The organism is Lachnoanaerobaculum sp., from assembly GCF_057250505.1.
Map to the genome: position 1 here is coordinate 120,633 of NZ_DBHIEQ010000002.1, position 18,305 is coordinate 138,937.

20 protein-coding genes and 1 pseudogene are annotated in these 18,305 nt (G+C 37.7%); 2 read left to right on the plus strand and 19 right to left on the minus strand.

What is annotated here, in order from left to right; translation table 11 throughout:
- A partial coding sequence (locus ACO6FI_RS01770) for a hypothetical protein (protein ID WP_485455844.1) occupies nt 1-332 on the minus strand: 332 nt, incomplete at its 3' end.
- Nucleotides 333-517: 185 nt separating this feature from the next.
- Here ACO6FI_RS01770 and ACO6FI_RS01775 point away from each other — a divergent pair.
- Both ACO6FI_RS01775 and ACO6FI_RS01780 read left to right on the plus strand, forming a co-directional pair.
- Nucleotides 518-817, plus strand: a complete 300-nt coding sequence (locus ACO6FI_RS01775; protein ID WP_060930492.1) for a transposase — start codon at nt 518-520, stop codon at nt 815-817.
- A gap of 77 nt (nt 818-894) precedes the next feature.
- Nucleotides 895-1,128, plus strand: a pseudogene (locus ACO6FI_RS01780) (IS3 family transposase); the annotation flags it as partial.
- An 83-nt stretch (nt 1,129-1,211) separates the two neighbouring features.
- Here ACO6FI_RS01780 and ACO6FI_RS01785 read toward each other — a convergent pair.
- The 18 genes from ACO6FI_RS01785 to tgt all read right to left on the minus strand — a co-directional run bounded on the left by ACO6FI_RS01785 (nt 1,212) and on the right by tgt (nt 18,302).
- Nucleotides 1,212-1,559 (minus strand): hypothetical protein, encoded by a 348-nt coding sequence (locus ACO6FI_RS01785; protein WP_156431765.1) that lies wholly within the window; start codon nt 1,557-1,559, stop codon nt 1,212-1,214.
- 59 nt (nt 1,560-1,618) lie between these two features.
- Nucleotides 1,619-2,041, minus strand: coding sequence for a hypothetical protein (locus ACO6FI_RS01790; RefSeq protein ID WP_034214940.1), 423 nt, complete (start codon nt 2,039-2,041; stop codon nt 1,619-1,621).
- 106 nt (nt 2,042-2,147) lie between these two features.
- Complete coding sequence (locus ACO6FI_RS01795) at nt 2,148-2,474, minus strand: hypothetical protein (protein ID WP_485455845.1); 327 nt, start codon at nt 2,472-2,474, stop codon at nt 2,148-2,150.
- 121 nt (nt 2,475-2,595) lie between these two features.
- A complete protein-coding gene (locus ACO6FI_RS01800) occupies nt 2,596-2,829 on the minus strand; it encodes an Imm74 family immunity protein (protein WP_007592492.1) in 234 nt (77 codons plus the stop codon).
- 2 nt (nt 2,830-2,831) lie between these two features.
- A complete protein-coding gene (locus tag ACO6FI_RS01805; RefSeq protein ID WP_485455846.1) occupies nt 2,832-3,851 on the minus strand; it encodes a hypothetical protein in 1,020 nt (339 codons plus the stop codon).
- 197 nt (nt 3,852-4,048) lie between these two features.
- Complete coding sequence (locus ACO6FI_RS01810) at nt 4,049-8,242, minus strand: RHS repeat-associated core domain-containing protein (protein WP_485455847.1); 4,194 nt, start codon at nt 8,240-8,242, stop codon at nt 4,049-4,051.
- A 152-nt stretch (nt 8,243-8,394) separates the two neighbouring features.
- Nucleotides 8,395-8,892 (minus strand): tRNA (cytidine(34)-2'-O)-methyltransferase, encoded by a 498-nt coding sequence (locus ACO6FI_RS01815; protein ID WP_485455848.1) that lies wholly within the window; start codon nt 8,890-8,892, stop codon nt 8,395-8,397.
- Nucleotides 8,892-10,049: an aminotransferase class I/II-fold pyridoxal phosphate-dependent enzyme gene (locus ACO6FI_RS01820; protein WP_485455849.1), complete on the minus strand. Its 1,158-nt coding sequence runs from the start codon at nt 10,047-10,049 to the stop codon at nt 8,892-8,894. The genes ACO6FI_RS01815 and ACO6FI_RS01820 overlap by 1 nt, the downstream gene beginning before the upstream one ends.
- A complete protein-coding gene (locus tag ACO6FI_RS01825; protein ID WP_485455850.1) occupies nt 10,046-10,528 on the minus strand; it encodes an Lrp/AsnC family transcriptional regulator in 483 nt (160 codons plus the stop codon). Before ACO6FI_RS01825 ends, ACO6FI_RS01820 begins: the two co-directional genes overlap by 4 nt.
- On the minus strand, nt 10,500-11,102 hold the full coding sequence (locus ACO6FI_RS01830; RefSeq protein WP_485455851.1) for an AIR synthase-related protein: 603 nt from the start codon (nt 11,100-11,102) through the stop codon (nt 10,500-10,502). The genes ACO6FI_RS01825 and ACO6FI_RS01830 overlap by 29 nt, the downstream gene beginning before the upstream one ends.
- A complete protein-coding gene (locus ACO6FI_RS01835; protein WP_485455852.1) occupies nt 11,102-12,790 on the minus strand; it encodes a VanW family protein in 1,689 nt (562 codons plus the stop codon). Before ACO6FI_RS01835 ends, ACO6FI_RS01830 begins: the two co-directional genes overlap by 1 nt.
- Before the next feature lie 110 nt (nt 12,791-12,900).
- Nucleotides 12,901-13,644: a 3'-5' exonuclease gene (locus ACO6FI_RS01840; RefSeq protein WP_485455853.1), complete on the minus strand. Its 744-nt coding sequence runs from the start codon at nt 13,642-13,644 to the stop codon at nt 12,901-12,903.
- Nucleotides 13,605-14,234, minus strand: a complete 630-nt coding sequence (nth, locus tag ACO6FI_RS01845) for an endonuclease III (protein WP_485455854.1) — start codon at nt 14,232-14,234, stop codon at nt 13,605-13,607. Before nth ends, ACO6FI_RS01840 begins: the two co-directional genes overlap by 40 nt.
- Nucleotides 14,231-14,725, minus strand: coding sequence for a deoxycytidylate deaminase (locus ACO6FI_RS01850; RefSeq protein WP_485455855.1), 495 nt, complete (start codon nt 14,723-14,725; stop codon nt 14,231-14,233). The genes nth and ACO6FI_RS01850 overlap by 4 nt, the downstream gene beginning before the upstream one ends.
- Before the next feature lie 3 nt (nt 14,726-14,728).
- Nucleotides 14,729-15,814 carry an L-threonylcarbamoyladenylate synthase gene (locus ACO6FI_RS01855; protein WP_485455856.1) on the minus strand — a complete coding sequence of 362 codons (1,086 nt, stop codon included), beginning with the start codon at nt 15,812-15,814 and terminating at the stop codon, nt 14,729-14,731.
- On the minus strand, nt 15,815-16,810 hold the full coding sequence (locus tag ACO6FI_RS01860) for a 3'-5' exonuclease (protein ID WP_485455857.1): 996 nt from the start codon (nt 16,808-16,810) through the stop codon (nt 15,815-15,817). It abuts the gene before it with no gap.
- A gap of 44 nt (nt 16,811-16,854) precedes the next feature.
- Complete coding sequence (yajC, locus tag ACO6FI_RS01865; protein ID WP_485455858.1) at nt 16,855-17,160, minus strand: preprotein translocase subunit YajC; 306 nt, start codon at nt 17,158-17,160, stop codon at nt 16,855-16,857.
- An 11-nt stretch (nt 17,161-17,171) separates the two neighbouring features.
- The gene (tgt, locus tag ACO6FI_RS01870) at nt 17,172-18,302 is read right to left on the minus strand and encodes a tRNA guanosine(34) transglycosylase Tgt (protein WP_485455859.1); all 1,131 of its coding nucleotides are present in this window, start codon (nt 18,300-18,302) and stop codon (nt 17,172-17,174) included.
- Nucleotides 18,303-18,305: the final 3 nt, after the last annotated feature.

The window sequence follows — 18,305 nt, forward strand, 5'->3', positions numbered from 1 at the left end:
TCCATATATCTGTGTACTATTTCCAATATGATAAGTTCTTTTCCAATCATATCCGGAAAGCGAAAGAAGGTAACAAGCTCATTTTTTCTTGATTTTCTTGTGAAAACCTCCTTTATATTTACATAAGCATAAATTTGAATCATTGGTGTGGGATCTTCTTCATCAAAAAAATCGTATTCATTATCTTCTTTAGACAGTATAAGACTACAATCTCTTTTATATATTGTCACTATTCTATGGTAGTTCATAGCATCAAGTATTTCTTGCATCCTGAAATCAACAAATATATTTCTACCCTCAAATTTTTCCAATATTCTTCCCTCACATATCATATATACATCCCCTTCTTATACTGCTGCCACAAGAGAGCTTTTTTACAAAGCATCCGGACTGCTGTATATCCAATTTGAGTCTTTATTACAGTATACTTTTTCAATGGTGCTAGAATATATTTAGTACAAAACAAAATGAGATATTTCCTTATTTGTTATATAATAAACCTTAGGAGGAACTCATTATGTCAAGTAAAAGAAACCATCACTCAAAACAGTTTAAGCTGGATGCTATCAACTATCGAAATGAACATCCGGATCTTACTCAAGTTGAATGTGCCAAGAATCTTGGCATTGGTGTTAGTACACTTGCCAAATGGGAAAGTCAATTTCGTAATAATGATGGTGACATTCCCGTTCGTGGCTCAGGTAACTATCAATCTGATGATGCAAAAGAAATAGCTCTCCTCAAACGTGAGCTTCGTGATGCTCAGGATGCTCTTGATGTACTAAAAAAAGCCATAAGCATTCTGGGGAAAAGTTAACTATTGCTATCTATACAGAGGTTTCTGCAAAGGTAGAGGCCGCTAAAGTAAATGGGCACCGTGTCTCTACTTCCGGAATGCTTAAATTTTTGGGTGTGTCTCGATCCGGATATCGTTCTTTTCTTAATAGAAAAATATCTTCTGCTATTCAGAGGAAGGAAGCTATTAAGAAGAATATCCGGCTTATTTATGATGCTTCAAAACAAAACTATGGTGCTCCTAAAATAACCAAAGAACTTCGTAAGTCAGGTGAAACTATTACTGAGCGCACTGTAGGCAAATATATGCGTGAAATGGGTATTAAAGCCCAATGGATTAAGCCTTTTACTACCACTACCAGAGACTCTGATTTCAGTACTGAACTTACAAACATACTTGATGAACAATTACTCTTCTACTCAAAATATTTATCTACCAATTTTTGTAGTTTCCCTTCTTTAGCCGCAGGGATGGTATCTTCTAGAACAAAGTTCTTTCTACTAATATCTCGAGAAAGATTTCCAAAGATAAAATTAGTGGAAATATTATAGATAAATGGTGAAGGCACAAATCCACAAACTTGATTTTCTAGGATACGTTTTAAACGTTCTTCAAAATTTGGAAATGTATTTTTCAGACATTTGCTATTATATAATCGCTTAACGAGTTCTGCGATATAGAAGCCTGATTTCATGTACAAATCAATAAACGTCTTAGATGGATTATAAAAAAATCCTGGGTTATCTTTTTCAAAATCATCCACCATCCTCTTCACCACTCGTTTAAGAGTGAAGATCTCGTTGGTATCATTGTATATATCTGTTACTTAAGTGGTGATACATAATCATCTGGAAGTTTGCCTCTCCAGTCAATCCACATTTGCTCAGCAATTGGAATTAATCTTTCAAGCTCTTCCTTAGTAAATAACTCTGTAGTTTCAGGTAAATCAATTAATGATGTAGGACTCTCTTCTATGAATCGTTTCTCACTAGCTTTCTTTCCTTCTTCCGTCGGTGGCCAACGATCAGTCTGAAGCTTATTTAATACTTCTAACTCCGTTCTTTCCCCACTCTCTAGTAATGCAAATAACTCATTTGGTAATTCATAAACCACACGCTGAGGGGCAATTCCTCCCTCCTCGGTAACGTAATAAAGATGATTACCATCTCTCCAGATATGCTGACCGTAACCTTTTACTTCTTCGAACTGGATAACATCTTCCCAGCCTAGTTTTGTTGGTTTCATTTCAAACCTCTTTTACTTAAGTGGTGATACATAATAATCTGGAAGTTCTCCTTCAGATTCAATCCACTGCTTCTCAGCAATCGGAATCAACTCTTCAAGTTCTTCCTTAGAAAAAGTTTCCTATTTTAGGGACATCTATCAAAGAAGCTGGATGTTTACTTATAAATTTTCTTCTAGATTCTCTTCTCTCTTCTTCCGTTGATGGCCAACGATCGTTCTCCGCTTTAAAATCAATTTCACGTGCCGTTCTCCTACCTAATAAATATTCGTTAAAATCAGAAGGATTAATCTCAAAGATACGACGAACTGAAGCTACTCCAAACTCACCAAAAGTGTAGTATTTTCCTTCATGTGTTCGAAAATCATATCCTTTTGGTGATTCAATCTTTTCAAAGGTATCAAACTCCTCCCAAGTTATTTTAGTTAAACTCATTTTAATTGCCTCCTAATTTTCTAATTGTAAATTCTCCCCATGGAACTTTCAAATTCTTAATTGAATCATAAGGGATATCTATTGCCACAGGTTTACTTAGAATATATAGAGTTCAACATAATTATATAAAGTCCAATCGAATAGTTTGATCGCTCTCCATTTTTTTAGCCATGTTAATAATATTGTCTATTTCTCTTGGAGTTATCGGAAGATTTTCATGAGGGGGTTCCCAATGTGTCATACTATCTTTATAAACAACAAATTTTTTATTAATCAACAATTCTCCTTGTGCTTTTAAGAGGAAACCATTCTCTAAATCAAAAGTAATTGTTGATCTTGTTCCTGTAATTTTCATTTCTACCTCTCGAATATAATTTTTTCTACCCCTGTTTTAGGATCTATTGTTGTAATCTTAGTAACATTTGGATTGGCCTTCAATCTTGGTAATTCGATATTTTCCCAAATATTTCCTGGTCTTAGTTCGCTACCAACTACAGCTCTTATTTCACCAGATACTTGCTCTGCGTAAACATTCGAAGCTTCCTCCCAAGCTGTTACACTTGAAGGAGCATTAAAATCCCATTCAGGCATTACAATATTCGTATCATCAATCGTAGATTCTAATGTAACTCCTCCTTTATTTTTTGCTATTTTTTTCGCAACATCCATTCCTCCAATACCATCTGTTCGTCCTGACCAGAAAAAAGCTGTATCTGGATCAGTTTTCAAGCGACCTCTTATTAACTCAACATCAAAATCAGTTTGGGTAAAATCTATTTTTGAATATCGATTCGAAGAAATAGGTAACTCTATAGGCGGCTTATTCGGTTCAGCTATTTTTGATGGTGGTTTGATAGGATTTATTTTCTTATCAATACCTGCTATATCATCTGCTTGCTCACCAATATCTGCAACCTTTGACGGGTAAACTATCTTTGACGGATGCTTTATATTTGAACTACCTGCAATTTCATCTCCGATCCCGGATATTTTTGATGGTACTTTTGAGCCCTTAGATATATCACCAACATCATCCGCTATCTCTGCTACCTTCGATGCAGTGCTTGCTGTTTTAGTACCTTCACTCGCTCCTGTAATGCCACTTGTCACTGCAGCCAACCCTATTTCAAATGCTGCTTGTCCTACAAATTCCGCTCTATCCTCAATACTTCCATGAATTATCTTTTCGTTTGTATAGTCTTTTATAGCCTTACCTAATATCCCCGGGTTCAGCATTATGTCTGTTAATCCCTCTACAGTTTTTATAGGATGTACCGCTGTACTATAAATACCGTCTGCAGTACCAAAAAGTCCCTTTATATACACTCCTCTGTAGTATGACCCTATCATAGACATTACTCCGGCATTCTTCGGCATATTTGTAGCTCCAAGAAATCTTCCGAGTCCATTTGATATTATAGGTATATTTGCAGCATATACAGAATTTCCTGCTTTTGTAGTCTCCCTTATAATGGTATTCCTTAGATTATCATAGTGTATACCTATATTCGGTAATTTTATAAATCCGGCTTCTACAAATGCTTTAAAGTTCTTTATATTTGTATTTAGTGAATCTATTTTGAATACAAATAAAGTATCGGATTATTCTTTACTCTTTTTACAAAGTCCTCACTATTCTTGTTTATATCTTGAAAAGCCTTTTTAGCCTTTGCTTTATCGACATTAAAGTTAATTATTGTAGGCGGTATTGTTACGTTTATATTACTCCTATAACTTTTTCTTGACTTTTCATTTACACCCTTAGCAACCACAGGTCTTGGTCTCATTCTTGCTGCAAATCTGTTGGCGGTATTTCTCCCTGAGCTATTTGCATTTGCGTTAGCATTCTTTGAATATTTTTTAGAATAGCTGTTAGCAGTTCTTCTTTCAAAGCTTCTTGACAAGTTTGTGCTTTGTCTTATATTTTGCTTTCCTAATCTTCTGCCTGCATTCTTTGGCTTTGCCTGTCTCTTTGCTTGTGCTTTTACCTTTGGAGATATCTTCGGCATCTTCAGCTTCGGAGTTTTAGATTTATTTGAAGTCTTTCCCTTGCCACTTGCAGTTGTCTTTTTGCTTACCTGCTTTCCCTTTGCGCTCTTGCCTCTACCTGTGGATTTCCCCTTGTTTCTTGTATTTCCGCTTGGGTCGGTATAATTGACAGGATCATTATCTACAAAGCTGTATCCGTTTAAGCTGATCGCTGACTCTATATCTCCACTTACACTGTCTTCGGATAAGAACACTCCGGTATTTGGATCATAATATCTGGCTCTTAAATAGTATAATCCTGTACTATCCTGCCATTCTCCATCAAATCCAAAGCCGGTTATTAAAGCTTTTTGAGTATCAATAAAATTTGTATCTTCCTTATCTCCAAATGGTGTATAGAATGTATTTTCTTCTCCGATTCTACCTAATGCACTTTCTTTTTCGTCTGTTATAAATGTACTATCGGTACCGGTTGAAAGTTCAACTGTTCTTTCATTTCCATATATAAAATCCGTTTTTGAACTGTCATTATAAACAGATAGCACCTGTGTATCTTCAAAGCTTACATCATTTAGCCTGTATTTACTTTCCAAGGTACCGTTTGCATTCAATTCTTTGGTAAGAACTCTCTCACCCATCGCATCATAGGTTGCTTCAAATATGGTTACATCATTTTTCTTTATTCCTGTCAGGTTATCATTGATATCATATGTATAGCTAAACTTTTCTCCATCACTTACTGCAAATATACGATTTCCGTTTTTATCATATGAATATGTAGTGGTTTTTTTAGGTGATTGTTTTTTTATAAGCCTGTTGCTTTCATCATATGTAAATGTAGTTACTTCTTCTTTATCACCTGTTTTTATAGTTTCACTTATTCTATTGCCTGCATTATCATATGTATAGCTTATATCCTTGGTACCTATATCACCTGTGATACTCTCACTTTTTAGCTGTGATTTATCGGTATAGCTGTACTGATACTCTATATTGGTAAAACCTGTAGTATCTGTTATAGCATTATCTACACTGTCAGATATAGAAGTCTCCTCTGTAGGCATACCCTCGTTGTCATTACTTAAGTCGGTACTATTATCTTTGTCTGTAAAGGTACTTACTTTTGTATCAGCTTCCTTATTATCCTTACTCAACACAACATATTTTTTAGATATTCTGTCTTCACTGTCATACTCCAATGAGACCTTATATATGATATTTCCTGCATCATCAGTATATGTCTTTTCTACTAATTCACCGCTATCATTATATTTTTCTACTATAGTCTTGTTATCCGGTAGATGTGTAATCGTAGTATTTCCCACATATTCATAGCTGACAGTTTTATTATCACCATATGTTACAGATATAATTCTATCTTCACTGTCATATGTATATACAGTTGGCGGCTCACCGACTACTTCAAGCTTACTTAAATTTCCCCTTTCATCATAGGTATAATCTATTGTCTTTCCGAAGGTATCTGTATACTTTAAAATATTTCCGCTGTTATCATACTTATAGATGGAAGTTCCGTTATTCCCTGTAGCTTCTGATATATTCCCATTCTCATCATAGCGGTATTCTAAAAGTTTCTTATTTTCACCACCTGCCGCTTCACTTTGAGATAGTATCCTGCCCTCACTGTCAAGATCATAAGTTAATTGCTTTCCGTCAGCTTTTACTATCTTTATTGGAGTATCACTGTTGCCATATTCATAGTACTCAACATCACCACTTGGATTTTTTCTCTCTACCACTCGCCCCTGACTATCTCTTTTAAAATATGTAGTATGTGAATTTCCGTCACTGTACTCTACTATTCCATTATCATCAGATTTGTAGAAAATATCTCCAATTTTGGTCTCTATAAGTTCTTTTTGTATATCATTATTTTCTTGTTTCTTATTAGGGTTTATAGAAATCAGGCGATTCCTTACACTATATGTAAAATCGGTATCCTCTTTGCCTCCTCCGGTTATTTTTGTAAGATTGCCGTTAGCATCATATGAAAATTTCTCACTGCCTTCTTTACTGTCTTTTTGAGTTATCTGCCCCTTGGCATTGTAATATAACCTGATATCATCCGCATCTGTTTTCATACCTGTTACTTGACTCTTATTATCAAGTGTATATGAAATATTTTCAGATACTCCGGTATTTACATTCTTATATACCTCATTTATTAAGTTTCCTACATTGTTGTAATTATAGCTGTCGGTTTCTCCGGTGCTGTCATTTTCTTCTATCAGCTGACCAAGTTTATCATACTTATATTGTGCATTATATCCGCTGCTGCTCTTCTCTTCTAAAGTATTTCCAAAAGTGTCATAAGTATATGAGAAATCTTCACCGTCAATGCTTTCTGCTGTCACTTGACCTATTTTATCATAGGTGTATGTATGTCTTTTACCACTTTGGTCACTATCCTCTACAAGCTGTCCATACAAATCATAAGAGTACCTTTTTTCATTACCTTTATTATCTGTAATAGAAGTTATGTCACCAAGAGTATCATAGCTATATTTTTCATAGTTTCCCGACGTATCTTTCTTTTCTACCAATCTACTTAGTGAATCGTAAGTATATGTTGTTTTACTGCCGTCTATATCTATGAATTCAATTATATTTCCAAGTGCATCATACTTATACTTTTCACTACTGCCGTCAGGATATACTATCTCCGTATTTTGTCCAAGTGCATCATATCTATATACTATCGGCTGATTTTTACCGTCCACATACAGTATCAGATTGTCATTGATATCATATGAAAACTTTTGTATATTACCCAGTGCATCTTTAGTTTCTACTATATTTCCTTTAGCATCATACTTATATTCACTCTTGCTTCCATCAACATCTTTTTCAGTCAAGAGATTGCCTGCATTATCATATGTATACTCACTGACATCTTCTCCGCTTGATTCTTTTATCAGATTCCCTGATGTATCATAAGTATATTCTGTACCTACTCCATATATATCTACACTTTTTATCAGATTGCCGGCTTCATCATATGAAAAACTTTCCGAAGTTTTATCCGGATATTCTATAGCTGTTACTCTACCCTCTGAATCATATGTATAGCTTGTCTTTTCTCCCAAGCTGTTTGTTTCTGTCAGTAGATTATTAGCACTGTCATAAGTATAATATTCATCTAAATCCTTATTATCATAAATTCTTATGATATTTCCGGCTTCATCATATTGTATATTTGTAATAAGACCGTTATCTTCTGTTTGAGTAATAACTCTACCCTGTGAGTCATACTTATAGCTTGTTTCACTATTGTCCGGCAATATAACTTTGGATAGATTTTCACCATCATAAGAATAATTTGTCTTATTTCCCAATGCGTCTATATTGGCAATAAGCCTATTACTCTCATCATACTCATACTTTGTTTCAAAGTTCAGCGCATCCTTTATACTTGTTATATTACCGGCACTGTCATATGAAAACTGTACAACATCTTTACCGTTAACTTTTCTATTAATCAGATTTCCGGATTCATCATAAGTATCCTTAGTAACGGCACCATACTCATCAGTATGCTCTTCTACAGTATCACTTGAACTTTTATCATAGGTCACATCTTTTTTTGCCGCCTTGACTACCCTCTTTTTAGCCTCACTAAGTACATCTTGATAGTGATAATATTTTCTTACCGATTCCTTATCCTGTACCGCTCCAAAAGCCGGAACCACCTGCCCCAAAAGCAAACTGAAAGAAACCATACCTGCAGCAAGACTTTTACAAACTATTCTGTTTTTCATCCTATTCACCCTTTTTTATTTTTTTGTTTTATATATACAGTATGATATAGACTTCTGTCAAGATTATATTTATTTAGTAACAACTCTTTTTCACCCTATTCGCACATACATTCTAAAAAATACTCCGAAGCCGCTTGGTTTCGGAGTATTTTTTATTTGTATGTCAGTCTATGCAGTTCACCTGTAAGTTGCATTTTTTCAAAGCCGTGCTGTGAAAGTGCCTCATACAGTATTATGGCTACCGAATTTGATAAATTCAGGCTTCTTATATCTCCCCACATAGGTATCCTTATACAGTTTTCTTCATTCTCGGCAAGTATTTCTTCAGGGATTCCCGCGCTCTCCTTGCCGAACATTATATATTCATCACTGTTATATACCACATCCTTATATGTATGATGTGCCTTGGTCGTGGCAAAATACATATGCTCTCTTGCCTTCGGATTTTTCTCATAGAAATCCTCAAGATCTGAATAGACGGTGACATCAAGTTTTGCCCAGTAGTCCATACCGGCTCTCTTGATTCGCTTTTCATTTATTTTAAAGCCCAGAGGCTCTATCATATGCAACCTTGTGTTCGTCGCCACACAGCTTCTTCCGATATTCCCGGTATTGTCGGGTATCTCAGGTTCAAGTAATACAATATTCATTAAAGGCTCCTTACAAACTTTTCAATTCTTGAAAGTGCTTCCTTCAATCTTTCCATAGAATATGCATATGAAACTCTCACATACCCTTCTCCACATTCACCGAAAGCCGTTCCCGGTACTATCGCAATCTTTTGCTCTTCAAGAAGTCTTGTCGCAAACTCCTCCGAACTCATCCCGAATCTTTTTACACTCGGGAATACATAGAATGCTCCCTGCGGTTCAAAACAGGTCATTCCAAGCTCATCAAATCTGTGAAGCAAGTATCTTCTTCTTTGATTATATGACTCTCTCATCCTTGCCACATCGGCATCACCATGTGCAAGTGCCTCTATGGCCGCATACTGACTTGTGGTAGGTGCACACATAATGGCATACTGATGAATCTTGGTCATCTGTGAAATAATCTCCTTAGGTCCTGTAGCATATCCCAATCTCCAACCGGTCATCGCATATGACTTTGAAAATCCGTTTATCAAAACAGTTCTCTCCTTCATACCCTCTATCTGTACTATAGAAGCATGCTCACCCTCATATGTCAGCTCACAGTATATCTCGTCTGAGATTACATATAAGTCCTTTTCAATACATACCTTTGCAATCTCTCTAAGCTCGTCAATATTTAATATGGAACCTGTAGGATTGTTCGGAAAAGGCAGTATGAGTATCTTTGTCTTATCGGTAACCTTTTCAAGTATCTGACTTGCCTTCAGCTTAAATCCGTCTTCAGCCTTTAATTCTATTATTACAGGACTTCCGCCTGCAAGTATTGTACAAGGTTCATATGATACATATGAAGGCTGCGGTATCAGTACCTCATCATCTATGTCAAGCATTGCTCTCAGAGCAATATCTATGCCCTCACTTCCGCCTACTGTGATAATCATTTCACTCTTGGGGTTATATTCCACACCGAGTTTTCTTATCAGATAATTTCTTATCTCCTCTCTAAGCTCCATAAGACCTGAGTTTGATGTGTAGAATGTCCTGCCTTTTTCAAGAGAATATATACCTGCATCTCTGATAAAATAAGGTGTTTCAAAATCAGGCTCACCTACACCGAGTGATATGGCATCTTCCATAGTATTTACTATATCAAAGAATTTTCTGATACCTGAAGGCTTTATTGATTTTATTGTATTTGATAACGGATCTCTCATGGTGTTATAAGTTGCCTCTCATCTTTTTTCTTTGCAGACAGTATGGTTCCATGGTCCTTATATTTCTTAAGTACAAAATGTGTAGCTGTAGAAAGTACGGAATCCATCGGTGCAAGCTTGTCAGATACAAACTGTGCCACATCTCTCATTGTTCTGCCTTCAATAAATACGGTGAAGTCAAATGAACCGCTCATCAGATATACCGCATTTACCTCTGAAAACTGATATATTCTCTCCGCAATATTGTCAAATCCCATTCCCCTTTGAGGTGTGACTCTTACCTCAATAAGTGCATTAACCTTCTCATTATTTGTCTTATCCCAGTTTATAAGTGTATGATAACCGCATATCACACCCTCTTTTTCCATATCCGCTATCTCATTTGCAATAGCCCTCTCATCTTCTCCAAGCAAAATAGCCAGCTCTTCAATATCAATTCTGGAGTTTTTCTCAATTACCGATAATATTTTCTCTCTCATATTTTATCACCTTAAAAATTTCATCTTCAGTAGGTCTGTTGACATACTCCGTGACTTCTTTATCCACTATCGCTTTATCAAGTCCCTTGCTTAAATGACCTATTATCTCAGCGGATATGCCGTTATCTTTTAAGTACTTGCAATCAGCTATAGGATCGTCGGTCATTATAAGCTTTCCGTCTGTTAAAAGCCTGTATATATTAAGCCCGAAGTACTCACAAACCTCAATACAGATCTGAACGACAGGTATTTTTTTCATCTCTATTTCAAATCCGCATCTATGTGACTTTGCAAAATTGTACAATGTATCAAGTATACCGCCCTCTGTCACATCTTCCATGTTACCGCTAAATCCTGCAAATATACTGTCTATATCTACAGGCTTAATATCCGGTCTATCATTATTTATGGGAGATAAATATCTCCCATAATAACCTCTGTCCCTAATATGACAGGCTACACTGTCTAAATATATCTTATTAAAATATCCGCTAAGTTCATCATATCGGTTTTCTATTATTTTAAGAGAACCTTTAAGCCCCGCATATCCGCAAAATATTATATACTTTTCCATTACTGTCCCGGATTCAGATTCGGATCGAAAGCCGGTCCCTGACTTACCTCAGGTGCCTGTGTCTCCGGTGGTGCCTGAGTATCTGCAGGTCCTGAATTATCGGACTCGGATGCCTGTGTCTCTGACGGTGCAGGCGCGACAGGTGCAGGTGCGGCAGGCGCCGTACTTCTTGTACCTCTTATATATATATCATCCGCTTTTCTGTAAGTGTCGCTTGAGATCAAGTCTTTACTTACTTCAACACCGTTTTCCTTTACAATCTTCCACAGCTTTGAAACTCTTCCCTTATGTCCTTCAGACTCCTTCTTTATATATCCCTTTGATTTGGAATTATCATCTATATATGTCTTACCCTTCGGAGTCTCACTGAGTACCTCGGATACAAACTCTATGGTCCTTCCTGCCGGTCTGTCCTCTTTACCCCAAATAGTAAATGTGACATTTCTTCCGGATGTTATAGCCTCCACATATATAGGAGTCTTTCTGTTATTTGTAACTTTTATGTCCTTATAATCTCCCGCTATTGCCGCGTCACCGCTCGGTTGTACATAACCGACAATCATAGAGTGGTTCTTTCTCTCAGTAATGGTTATCTCCGCTCTGAGTGCCGCCTGATAAAGTGTAGTTGCTATCTGGCAGGCTCCGCCGCCTACGCTGTCTATTACAAGACCGTTTTGGTATGCCTTAGCCATCTTATAGCCGTTCTTTATAGTGAAAGGCTGCATTCTTTCATATCCTGACAATGTCTCACCCGGCATCAAAAGCACGCCGTCCATCTTTGCAGTACCTACCGCAATATTTGTGGCTCTCTCAGATGTTGATGATGAATAGTTTGTAGTAAATGTTCCAAGTACATCCTTGATGTTGCTAAGCTCCTCGGCTGTAACACCAGGTTTTTGCTTTGTAACATCCGCCACTATAGTTTCTTCTTTATCCTTTAAAACAGCCTCTTTAAGCTTTGCAAGTGTAGAATCGGCATCTATTGCATAACCTTCCTTCTCAGGGGTTATCTCAAAAGCACCGTTCACTCTCTTTATAGTTGCATCTACAGGAGCGTCAGGATTTTTTCTGTTGGCCTTTTTAAAAAACGACTTAACCGCGTCATCGTTGAATTCTATGTCGGGAGTTATATTCTCAGGTTTTTCAAGTAACTCGGAGCTTTTTGCAAATCTCTCAAGCATATTTCCTGTGGTAAACTTCTCGGCCTCCGACAATATAAATTCTTTATTGGATATATTGGCTCCAAGTTCGGCAAAGCTGCTCTCAAGCTTTTCACCCTTTACATCCAAAACAAACTTCTTTGCGTCCGCTTTTTCCTGCAATGAATTAAGTGCATTGCTCAATGCATCCAATGTGGCTATGTTTTCGCCAAGTCCTTCTATACTGAATCCCTTCGGAAGTCTTTTCTCAGCCTGTATCCCGGCGCTTCCTGCTTCATCCTTATTCTCTTCCTCGGCTTTAGACTCGGTTGCGGTTGTGGTCTCTTCTTTTGACGCCTCACTTTTTGTAGCCTTTTTGTCGGCAGACTTATCATCTATTTTTGACTCGTCACTGCCTGCTTTCTCAGCCTTTGTCTGAGGGTTTGCAGCCAATACATCTATTCTACCTGCTCCACTGCTTATACCTAAGCCTGCAATTGCCATAAATGCTGCAACTGCGACCGCTATATTACCTGTTTTCTTTCTCAATTCCCATCATCCTCTCACTGTAACCAATGCTGAAACTACTACCGGAACTACCATTGCCAGAACTAATATTGCAACTATCGCTATCGAAACAATTCGCCTTTTGTTATTCTTCATATAAACCTCTTTTCTTTTTGAGATAAAATTTTGTCTATCATTCGCTTGGCTTCAGACTCTGAAAGCAAGTCGATATTTACCTTGCAAACAATTCTATGACACTTTAGTAATTTCTGCAAGTCCTCTTTTGTTCTTTTTCTGATAGGAATAAACTTTTTCAGCTTCACTTTCATCATCTCGGTATCACATTCAAGCTCCGGGCAGTACCTCAGTATACTTTGATACAGCATATGTGTAAAATAAGCATCCGAGAACGCCCTGTGCATATGTTTTCTCTCTATTCCGAAATAAGCACAGGCATCAGTCAGATTTTTCTTCATATCCGGAGGTAATATTTTCCTACAAAGCTTATATGTATCAATGCCTCTCTTTTCAAAATCAAGCCCTGCATTATTTGCTTCTTTTCTTACAAAGCTGTAATCAAATATGGTATTGTGTCCGAGCAAATCAAATCCCTCACAAAACTCCACTATTTCTCCGATTACATCCTGTATATATCTTGCAGACTTTATTTCATCTTCATCTATTCCGGTTAGATTTAAAATTTCATCACTTACAGGCATATTCGGATTTATAATACAGGAAAACATCTCCACAATATGAGAGTCTTTCACCTTTATAAGTCCGACTTCTATTATCTTATCCTTTGAAACACTTACTCCCGTCGTCTCAAGGTCAATCACTACATAATCCGTAATTCTCATACCTTCGCACTCAGGCAATCCTCTCTCAAAAAGCAAATATCACATTTTTCCCTTCTTGCAATGCATATGGTCCTTCCAAGTGTTATGAGGTCGGTATTCCACAGTATCCAGTGGTCTTTGGGCAAAATCTCCATAAGCTCAAACTCTATCTTTACAGGGTCGTCACTTTCTGTAAACCCAAGCTTTTTTGTAATTCTCTTTACATGTGTGTCCACCACAATACTCGGCATATCAAAAATATTTCCTCTTATTACATTGGCGGTCTTTCTTCCCACACCCGGCAAACTTAAAAGACTCTCAAGGTCACTTGGAACCTCTCCGTTAAAATCTGAAAGCAACTTTCTTGCACAGGCTATCAAATTCTTTGCCTTACTGTGATAAAAGCCTATGGAATGAATATCTTTTTCCATCTCCTCCACGCTTGCCGCAGCAAACTTTTCAAGGCTGTCATATTTTTTATAGAGGTCTTTTGTAACTATATTTACCCTCGCATCTGTACACTGTGCACTCAAAATAGTGGCAAAAAGAAGCTGCCACGGAGTATTGTACTCCAAATACATCTTCTTTTCAGTGCCGTATGCTTCATCCAGTTTATCCAATATATTTTGTAATCTCTTGTCCGTCATACCGTTATCTCTATTTTTCTACCGCTTGGTTGATATTCATAGTACCTTACTCCTGCCGCATTCAACATCCTTTTGCTTGCTCTGACAGAAGGGCTGTTCGCATACTTGTCGTCTTCATATATAATGGTCTTTATCCCTGCCTGTATTATAGCCTTTGCACATTCATTGCAAGGAAAAAGTGTAACGTATATCTTGCTGCCCTCAAGTGAGCCGCCTCTGTAGTTCAATATGGCATTAAGCTCACTATGTGTGGAGTATAAATACTTTGCATTGTAAGGGTCGCTAATTTCAAGGTCCTTTCCCCACGGAAACTCCTCATCCGAGCATCCCCTTGGAAAACCGTTATAGCCCATTGAAAGTATCTTATTGTCTTCACTTACTATACAGGCACCTACCTGTGTATTAGGATCCTTTGATCTTTTCGCACTAAGCTTAGCCACGCCTATAAAGTATTCATCCCAATTTATATAATCTTCTCTTTTCTCGCTCATAATTCACCTTACATCAATTATTTCAAAACCTGCGGCCTTTTTTAACCTGTTCATTATCGCCTTTCCTATTCCGCTTTCGTCAAACACTTCGGAAAGTATATACTCTACACCCAGCTCATCACATTTTCTTAGGATATCAAAAAGATTGTGTGCAATACTGTCAGGATTCTTTATGCTTCCCAGGCTTAAAATATTTACGCCGCCATTTCCCTTTGCCTCCGCTTCCAAATCTTTCTTATGTTCATCTACGGTAAGCAAAGCCATAGGTTTGTCACAGTCTTTTATCCTATCTTTCATATACCTTAAAACCGCACTCTCATCTCCTCTTACAAGCTTCATATCAGCCTTCGGAGCATAGTGCTTATACTTCATTCCCGGAGCCTTGGGCGCCTCACTGCCTGTAAGTAAATGCTCTATGGCAGGGTCTACATCCACCCTTTCACAAATCTCCCTTAACATCTCAAGGGTAACGGCACCCGGTCTAAGCAGTGTAGGTATATCCGATGTAAGGTCTACGATAGTTGACTCCACACCTATACCTACCGCACCGCCGTCCACTATCATATCTATTTTGCCATCCATATCTTCAAATACATGGCTTGCCTTTGTAGGTGAAGGCCTGCCTGAGGTATTTGCACTCGGTGCAGCTATAGGTACTCCTGCCACCTCTATAAGAGCCCTTGCAATGTCATTACCGGGAAGTCTTACAGCTACAGTATCCAGACCGCCGCTTGTGGCATCTGGAATAATATCTCTTTTTTTCAAAACTATGGTCATAGGACCCGGCCAGTATTTTTTTGCAAGAGTGTAGAAAATATCGGGTATGTCCTTTGCAATATTTTCAACATCATTTACATTTGCAATATGTACTATCAGCGGATTGTCACTCGGTCTGCCCTTTGCGGCATATATCTTTTTTGCAGCCTCTTCCAAAAACGCGTCGGCACCCAGACCGTATACGGTTTCGGTAGGGAATGCCACCAGTCCGCCGGACTTTATTATATCCGCCGCCAATTTTATACTATCATCATGATACAATTCGTCTATATCTTTATTATCTATCTTTCTTACAACAGTTTCTTTTTCCAATTAGACATCTCCCATATTATAGGCATTTCTTCTTCTGCTCTTTATAATTTTCTTTATCTTGCTTTCCTCATACTTTTGTCTTACTTCTTCAAATACATCCGCGTCCACCACCTTTGTGGTCTTTATCACATAGTATTTGTCATCGTTTTTTCTTACTCTTATCTTGCCTTTGACATATCCGTGCTCCGGACAGATACCTATACAGTAGTAGTTTCTTTGATTTGTGGAAAACCACTTTATCTTTTTCTTCAACATCCTGTTACATCTGTCACATATAAGGTCGGAGTTGTGCTTATCGGATATAGCCTCTTCCTTTGTATCAAACAGTGTGGATACAAACTTTGAGTAACCTGAAAAGTGTAAATAAATCTCTTCGTCCGCATTCCTCGGCACACGGTAGTAATCCAATGAATAGTACTCGCTTACAGGCCAAAAATCCATTCTCTGCATTACTCTTGCCGTATAGTAAGCATCATCAAAGGCGTGGTGGAACGGTCTTCTTATATCAATACCCAGCATATGTACGGCTCTTTCAAGAGGTATCCGATCCTGCTCACCGTTAGGGTATCTGATATTGAAGAGTTTTTGAAGATCATAATAAAACAGCGGATATTCAAACTTGTTTTCCACACCGTAAAACTTTATATTTCTCTGAAGCTCCACAAGGTCAAGGTTTCCCCAGGTGCAAATTATCTTTTTTTTATTTCTGTCGTCTATCTCGCAAAATCTGTAAAAATCATTTATAGCCTCTACAAAGGGTACACCCTTTCTCTTAAGCTCTCCGATACCTATCTGCACCACCTCATGCACCTTAAAATGCATCTTCTTGTACACTGTAGGTTTTACCACTCTGTGAAATTCATCAACTATTTCCAAATCACAATTAAGTTTTAAGGCTCCTATTTCTATTATTTCAAAGGGAAGATCTTTGTTGCTGTATTCTCTGCCGTTCGGACTTTGATTCCACTCCAAATCCAGTACTATATAACTGTCCATATCCGCCTTTCCAAAAAAAGCACATCCGAAGATGTGCTTAGATTTTACTCACTTTTCTCATTTTTTATAATAGCATCTTTTCTCATCGGAATACGACAATTCTTGTTATTTCCGAACTCAACTATTACAGTATCATCTGTAATATCAATCAAGACGCCATAAAAACCTGCTGAAGTCTCTACAGTATCACCGATTTCAAGACTTGCAAAAAGTTCAGCCTGTTTAGCCTTTTCCTTCTTATTAGGTCTATAAGCCATAAAGTAAAAAATTGCTGCAATGAACACAACATACATCGCAAAAGCACCTACTCCAAAACCTCCACCTGCATTTGCTGCCGCTAAAATATTCATAATTCTCCTCTTTAACCCTCAAGCATTGTTCTTATTTTATTATTTTTATATTCTGTATATCTGCCTTCGCGTATAGCTGTGCGAATCTCACTCATCATTGTATTATAGAAATAAAGATTGTGCAATACACAAAGACGCATACCAAGCATTTCATTTGCTTTCAAAAGATGCCTGATATAACCTCTTGAATAGGATCTGCAAGCAGGACAAGTGCATCCCTCTTCTATAGGTCTCTTATCTAACTCAAACTTCTTATTAAAAAGATTTAACTTTCCGTGATTTGTGTATACATGGCCGTGCCTGCCGTTTCTGCTCGGGTATACACAGTCAAAAAAGTCCACTCCTCTTTCCACAGCCTCAAGAATATTTATAGGAGTTCCTACGCCCATAAGATATGTAGGCTTGTTCTGTGGCAAATGTTCTACAGTAACATCCAAGATATGATACATCTCCTCATGACTTTCACCTACCGCCAGACCGCCTATAGCATAGCCGTCAAGATCCATATCACTTATCTCCTCGGCATGTGAAATCCTTATATCGTCAAGGATTCCGCCCTGATTGATAGCAAACAGGAGCTGCTCTTTGTTGACGGTATCCTCCAAAGAGTTCAGCCTGTCCATCTCGACCTTACATCTTTGCAGCCACCTTGTAGTGCGGGCCACGGAAGCTTCTATGTACTTTCTCTCGGCAAGTGCCGGAGGACATTCATCAAACGCCATAGCTATTGTGGAACCGAGGTTTGACTGTATCTGCATACTCTCCTCAGGTCCCATAAAAATCTTTCTGCCGTCTATATGTGAATTGAAGTTTACTCCTTCTTCCTTAATCTTTCTAAGTTTTGCAAGCGAGAACACCTGAAATCCGCCCGAATCTGTAAGTATCGGTCTGTCCCAGTGCATAAACTCATGCAAACCGCCGAATTCTTTAATAAGCTTATCACCTGTCCTTACGTGCAGGTGATAAGTATTTGAAAGCTCCACCTGACAACCTATTTCCTTAAGGTCGTCAGTGGATACGGCACCCTTTATGGCCGCCACGGTACCTACATTCATAAAGAGCGGAGTCTCTACAGTACCGTGGACCGTCTCCATAGTGGCACTTTTAGCTTTTTTGTCCAGAGCCTTTATCTCATATTTCATAAA

What these genes read in the sequence shown, in the direction of transcription:
- tgt (WP_485455859.1), bottom strand. Translation starts at nt 18,302, where the DNA reads ATGAAATATGAGATAAAGGCTCTGGACAAAAAAGCTAAAAGTGCCACT.
- nth (WP_485455854.1), bottom strand. Translation starts at nt 14,234, where the DNA reads ATGACGGACAAGAGATTACAAAATATATTGGATAAACTGGATGAAGCA.
- ACO6FI_RS01795 (WP_485455845.1), bottom strand. Translation starts at nt 2,474, where the DNA reads ATGAGTTTAACTAAAATAACTTGGGAGGAGTTTGATACCTTTGAAAAG.
- ACO6FI_RS01820 (WP_485455849.1), bottom strand. Translation starts at nt 10,049, where the DNA reads ATGAGAGATCCGTTATCAAATACAATAAAATCAATAAAGCCTTCAGGT.
- ACO6FI_RS01850 (WP_485455855.1), bottom strand. Translation starts at nt 14,725, where the DNA reads ATGAGCGAGAAAAGAGAAGATTATATAAATTGGGATGAATACTTTATA.
- ACO6FI_RS01775 (WP_060930492.1), top strand. Translation starts at nt 518, where the DNA reads ATGTCAAGTAAAAGAAACCATCACTCAAAACAGTTTAAGCTGGATGCT.
- ACO6FI_RS01830 (WP_485455851.1), bottom strand. Translation starts at nt 11,102, where the DNA reads ATGGAAAAGTATATAATATTTTGCGGATATGCGGGGCTTAAAGGTTCT.
- ACO6FI_RS01815 (WP_485455848.1), bottom strand. Translation starts at nt 8,892, where the DNA reads ATGAATATTGTATTACTTGAACCTGAGATACCCGACAATACCGGGAAT.
- ACO6FI_RS01790 (WP_034214940.1), bottom strand. Translation starts at nt 2,041, where the DNA reads ATGAAACCAACAAAACTAGGCTGGGAAGATGTTATCCAGTTCGAAGAA.
- ACO6FI_RS01805 (WP_485455846.1), bottom strand. Translation starts at nt 3,851, where the DNA reads ATGCCGAAGAATGCCGGAGTAATGTCTATGATAGGGTCATACTACAGA.
- ACO6FI_RS01860 (WP_485455857.1), bottom strand. Translation starts at nt 16,810, where the DNA reads ATGGACAGTTATATAGTACTGGATTTGGAGTGGAATCAAAGTCCGAAC.
- ACO6FI_RS01800 (WP_007592492.1), bottom strand. Translation starts at nt 2,829, where the DNA reads ATGAAAATTACAGGAACAAGATCAACAATTACTTTTGATTTAGAGAAT.
- ACO6FI_RS01810 (WP_485455847.1), bottom strand. Translation starts at nt 8,242, where the DNA reads ATGAAAAACAGAATAGTTTGTAAAAGTCTTGCTGCAGGTATGGTTTCT.
- yajC (WP_485455858.1), bottom strand. Translation starts at nt 17,160, where the DNA reads ATGAATATTTTAGCGGCAGCAAATGCAGGTGGAGGTTTTGGAGTAGGT.
- ACO6FI_RS01825 (WP_485455850.1), bottom strand. Translation starts at nt 10,528, where the DNA reads ATGAGAGAGAAAATATTATCGGTAATTGAGAAAAACTCCAGAATTGAT.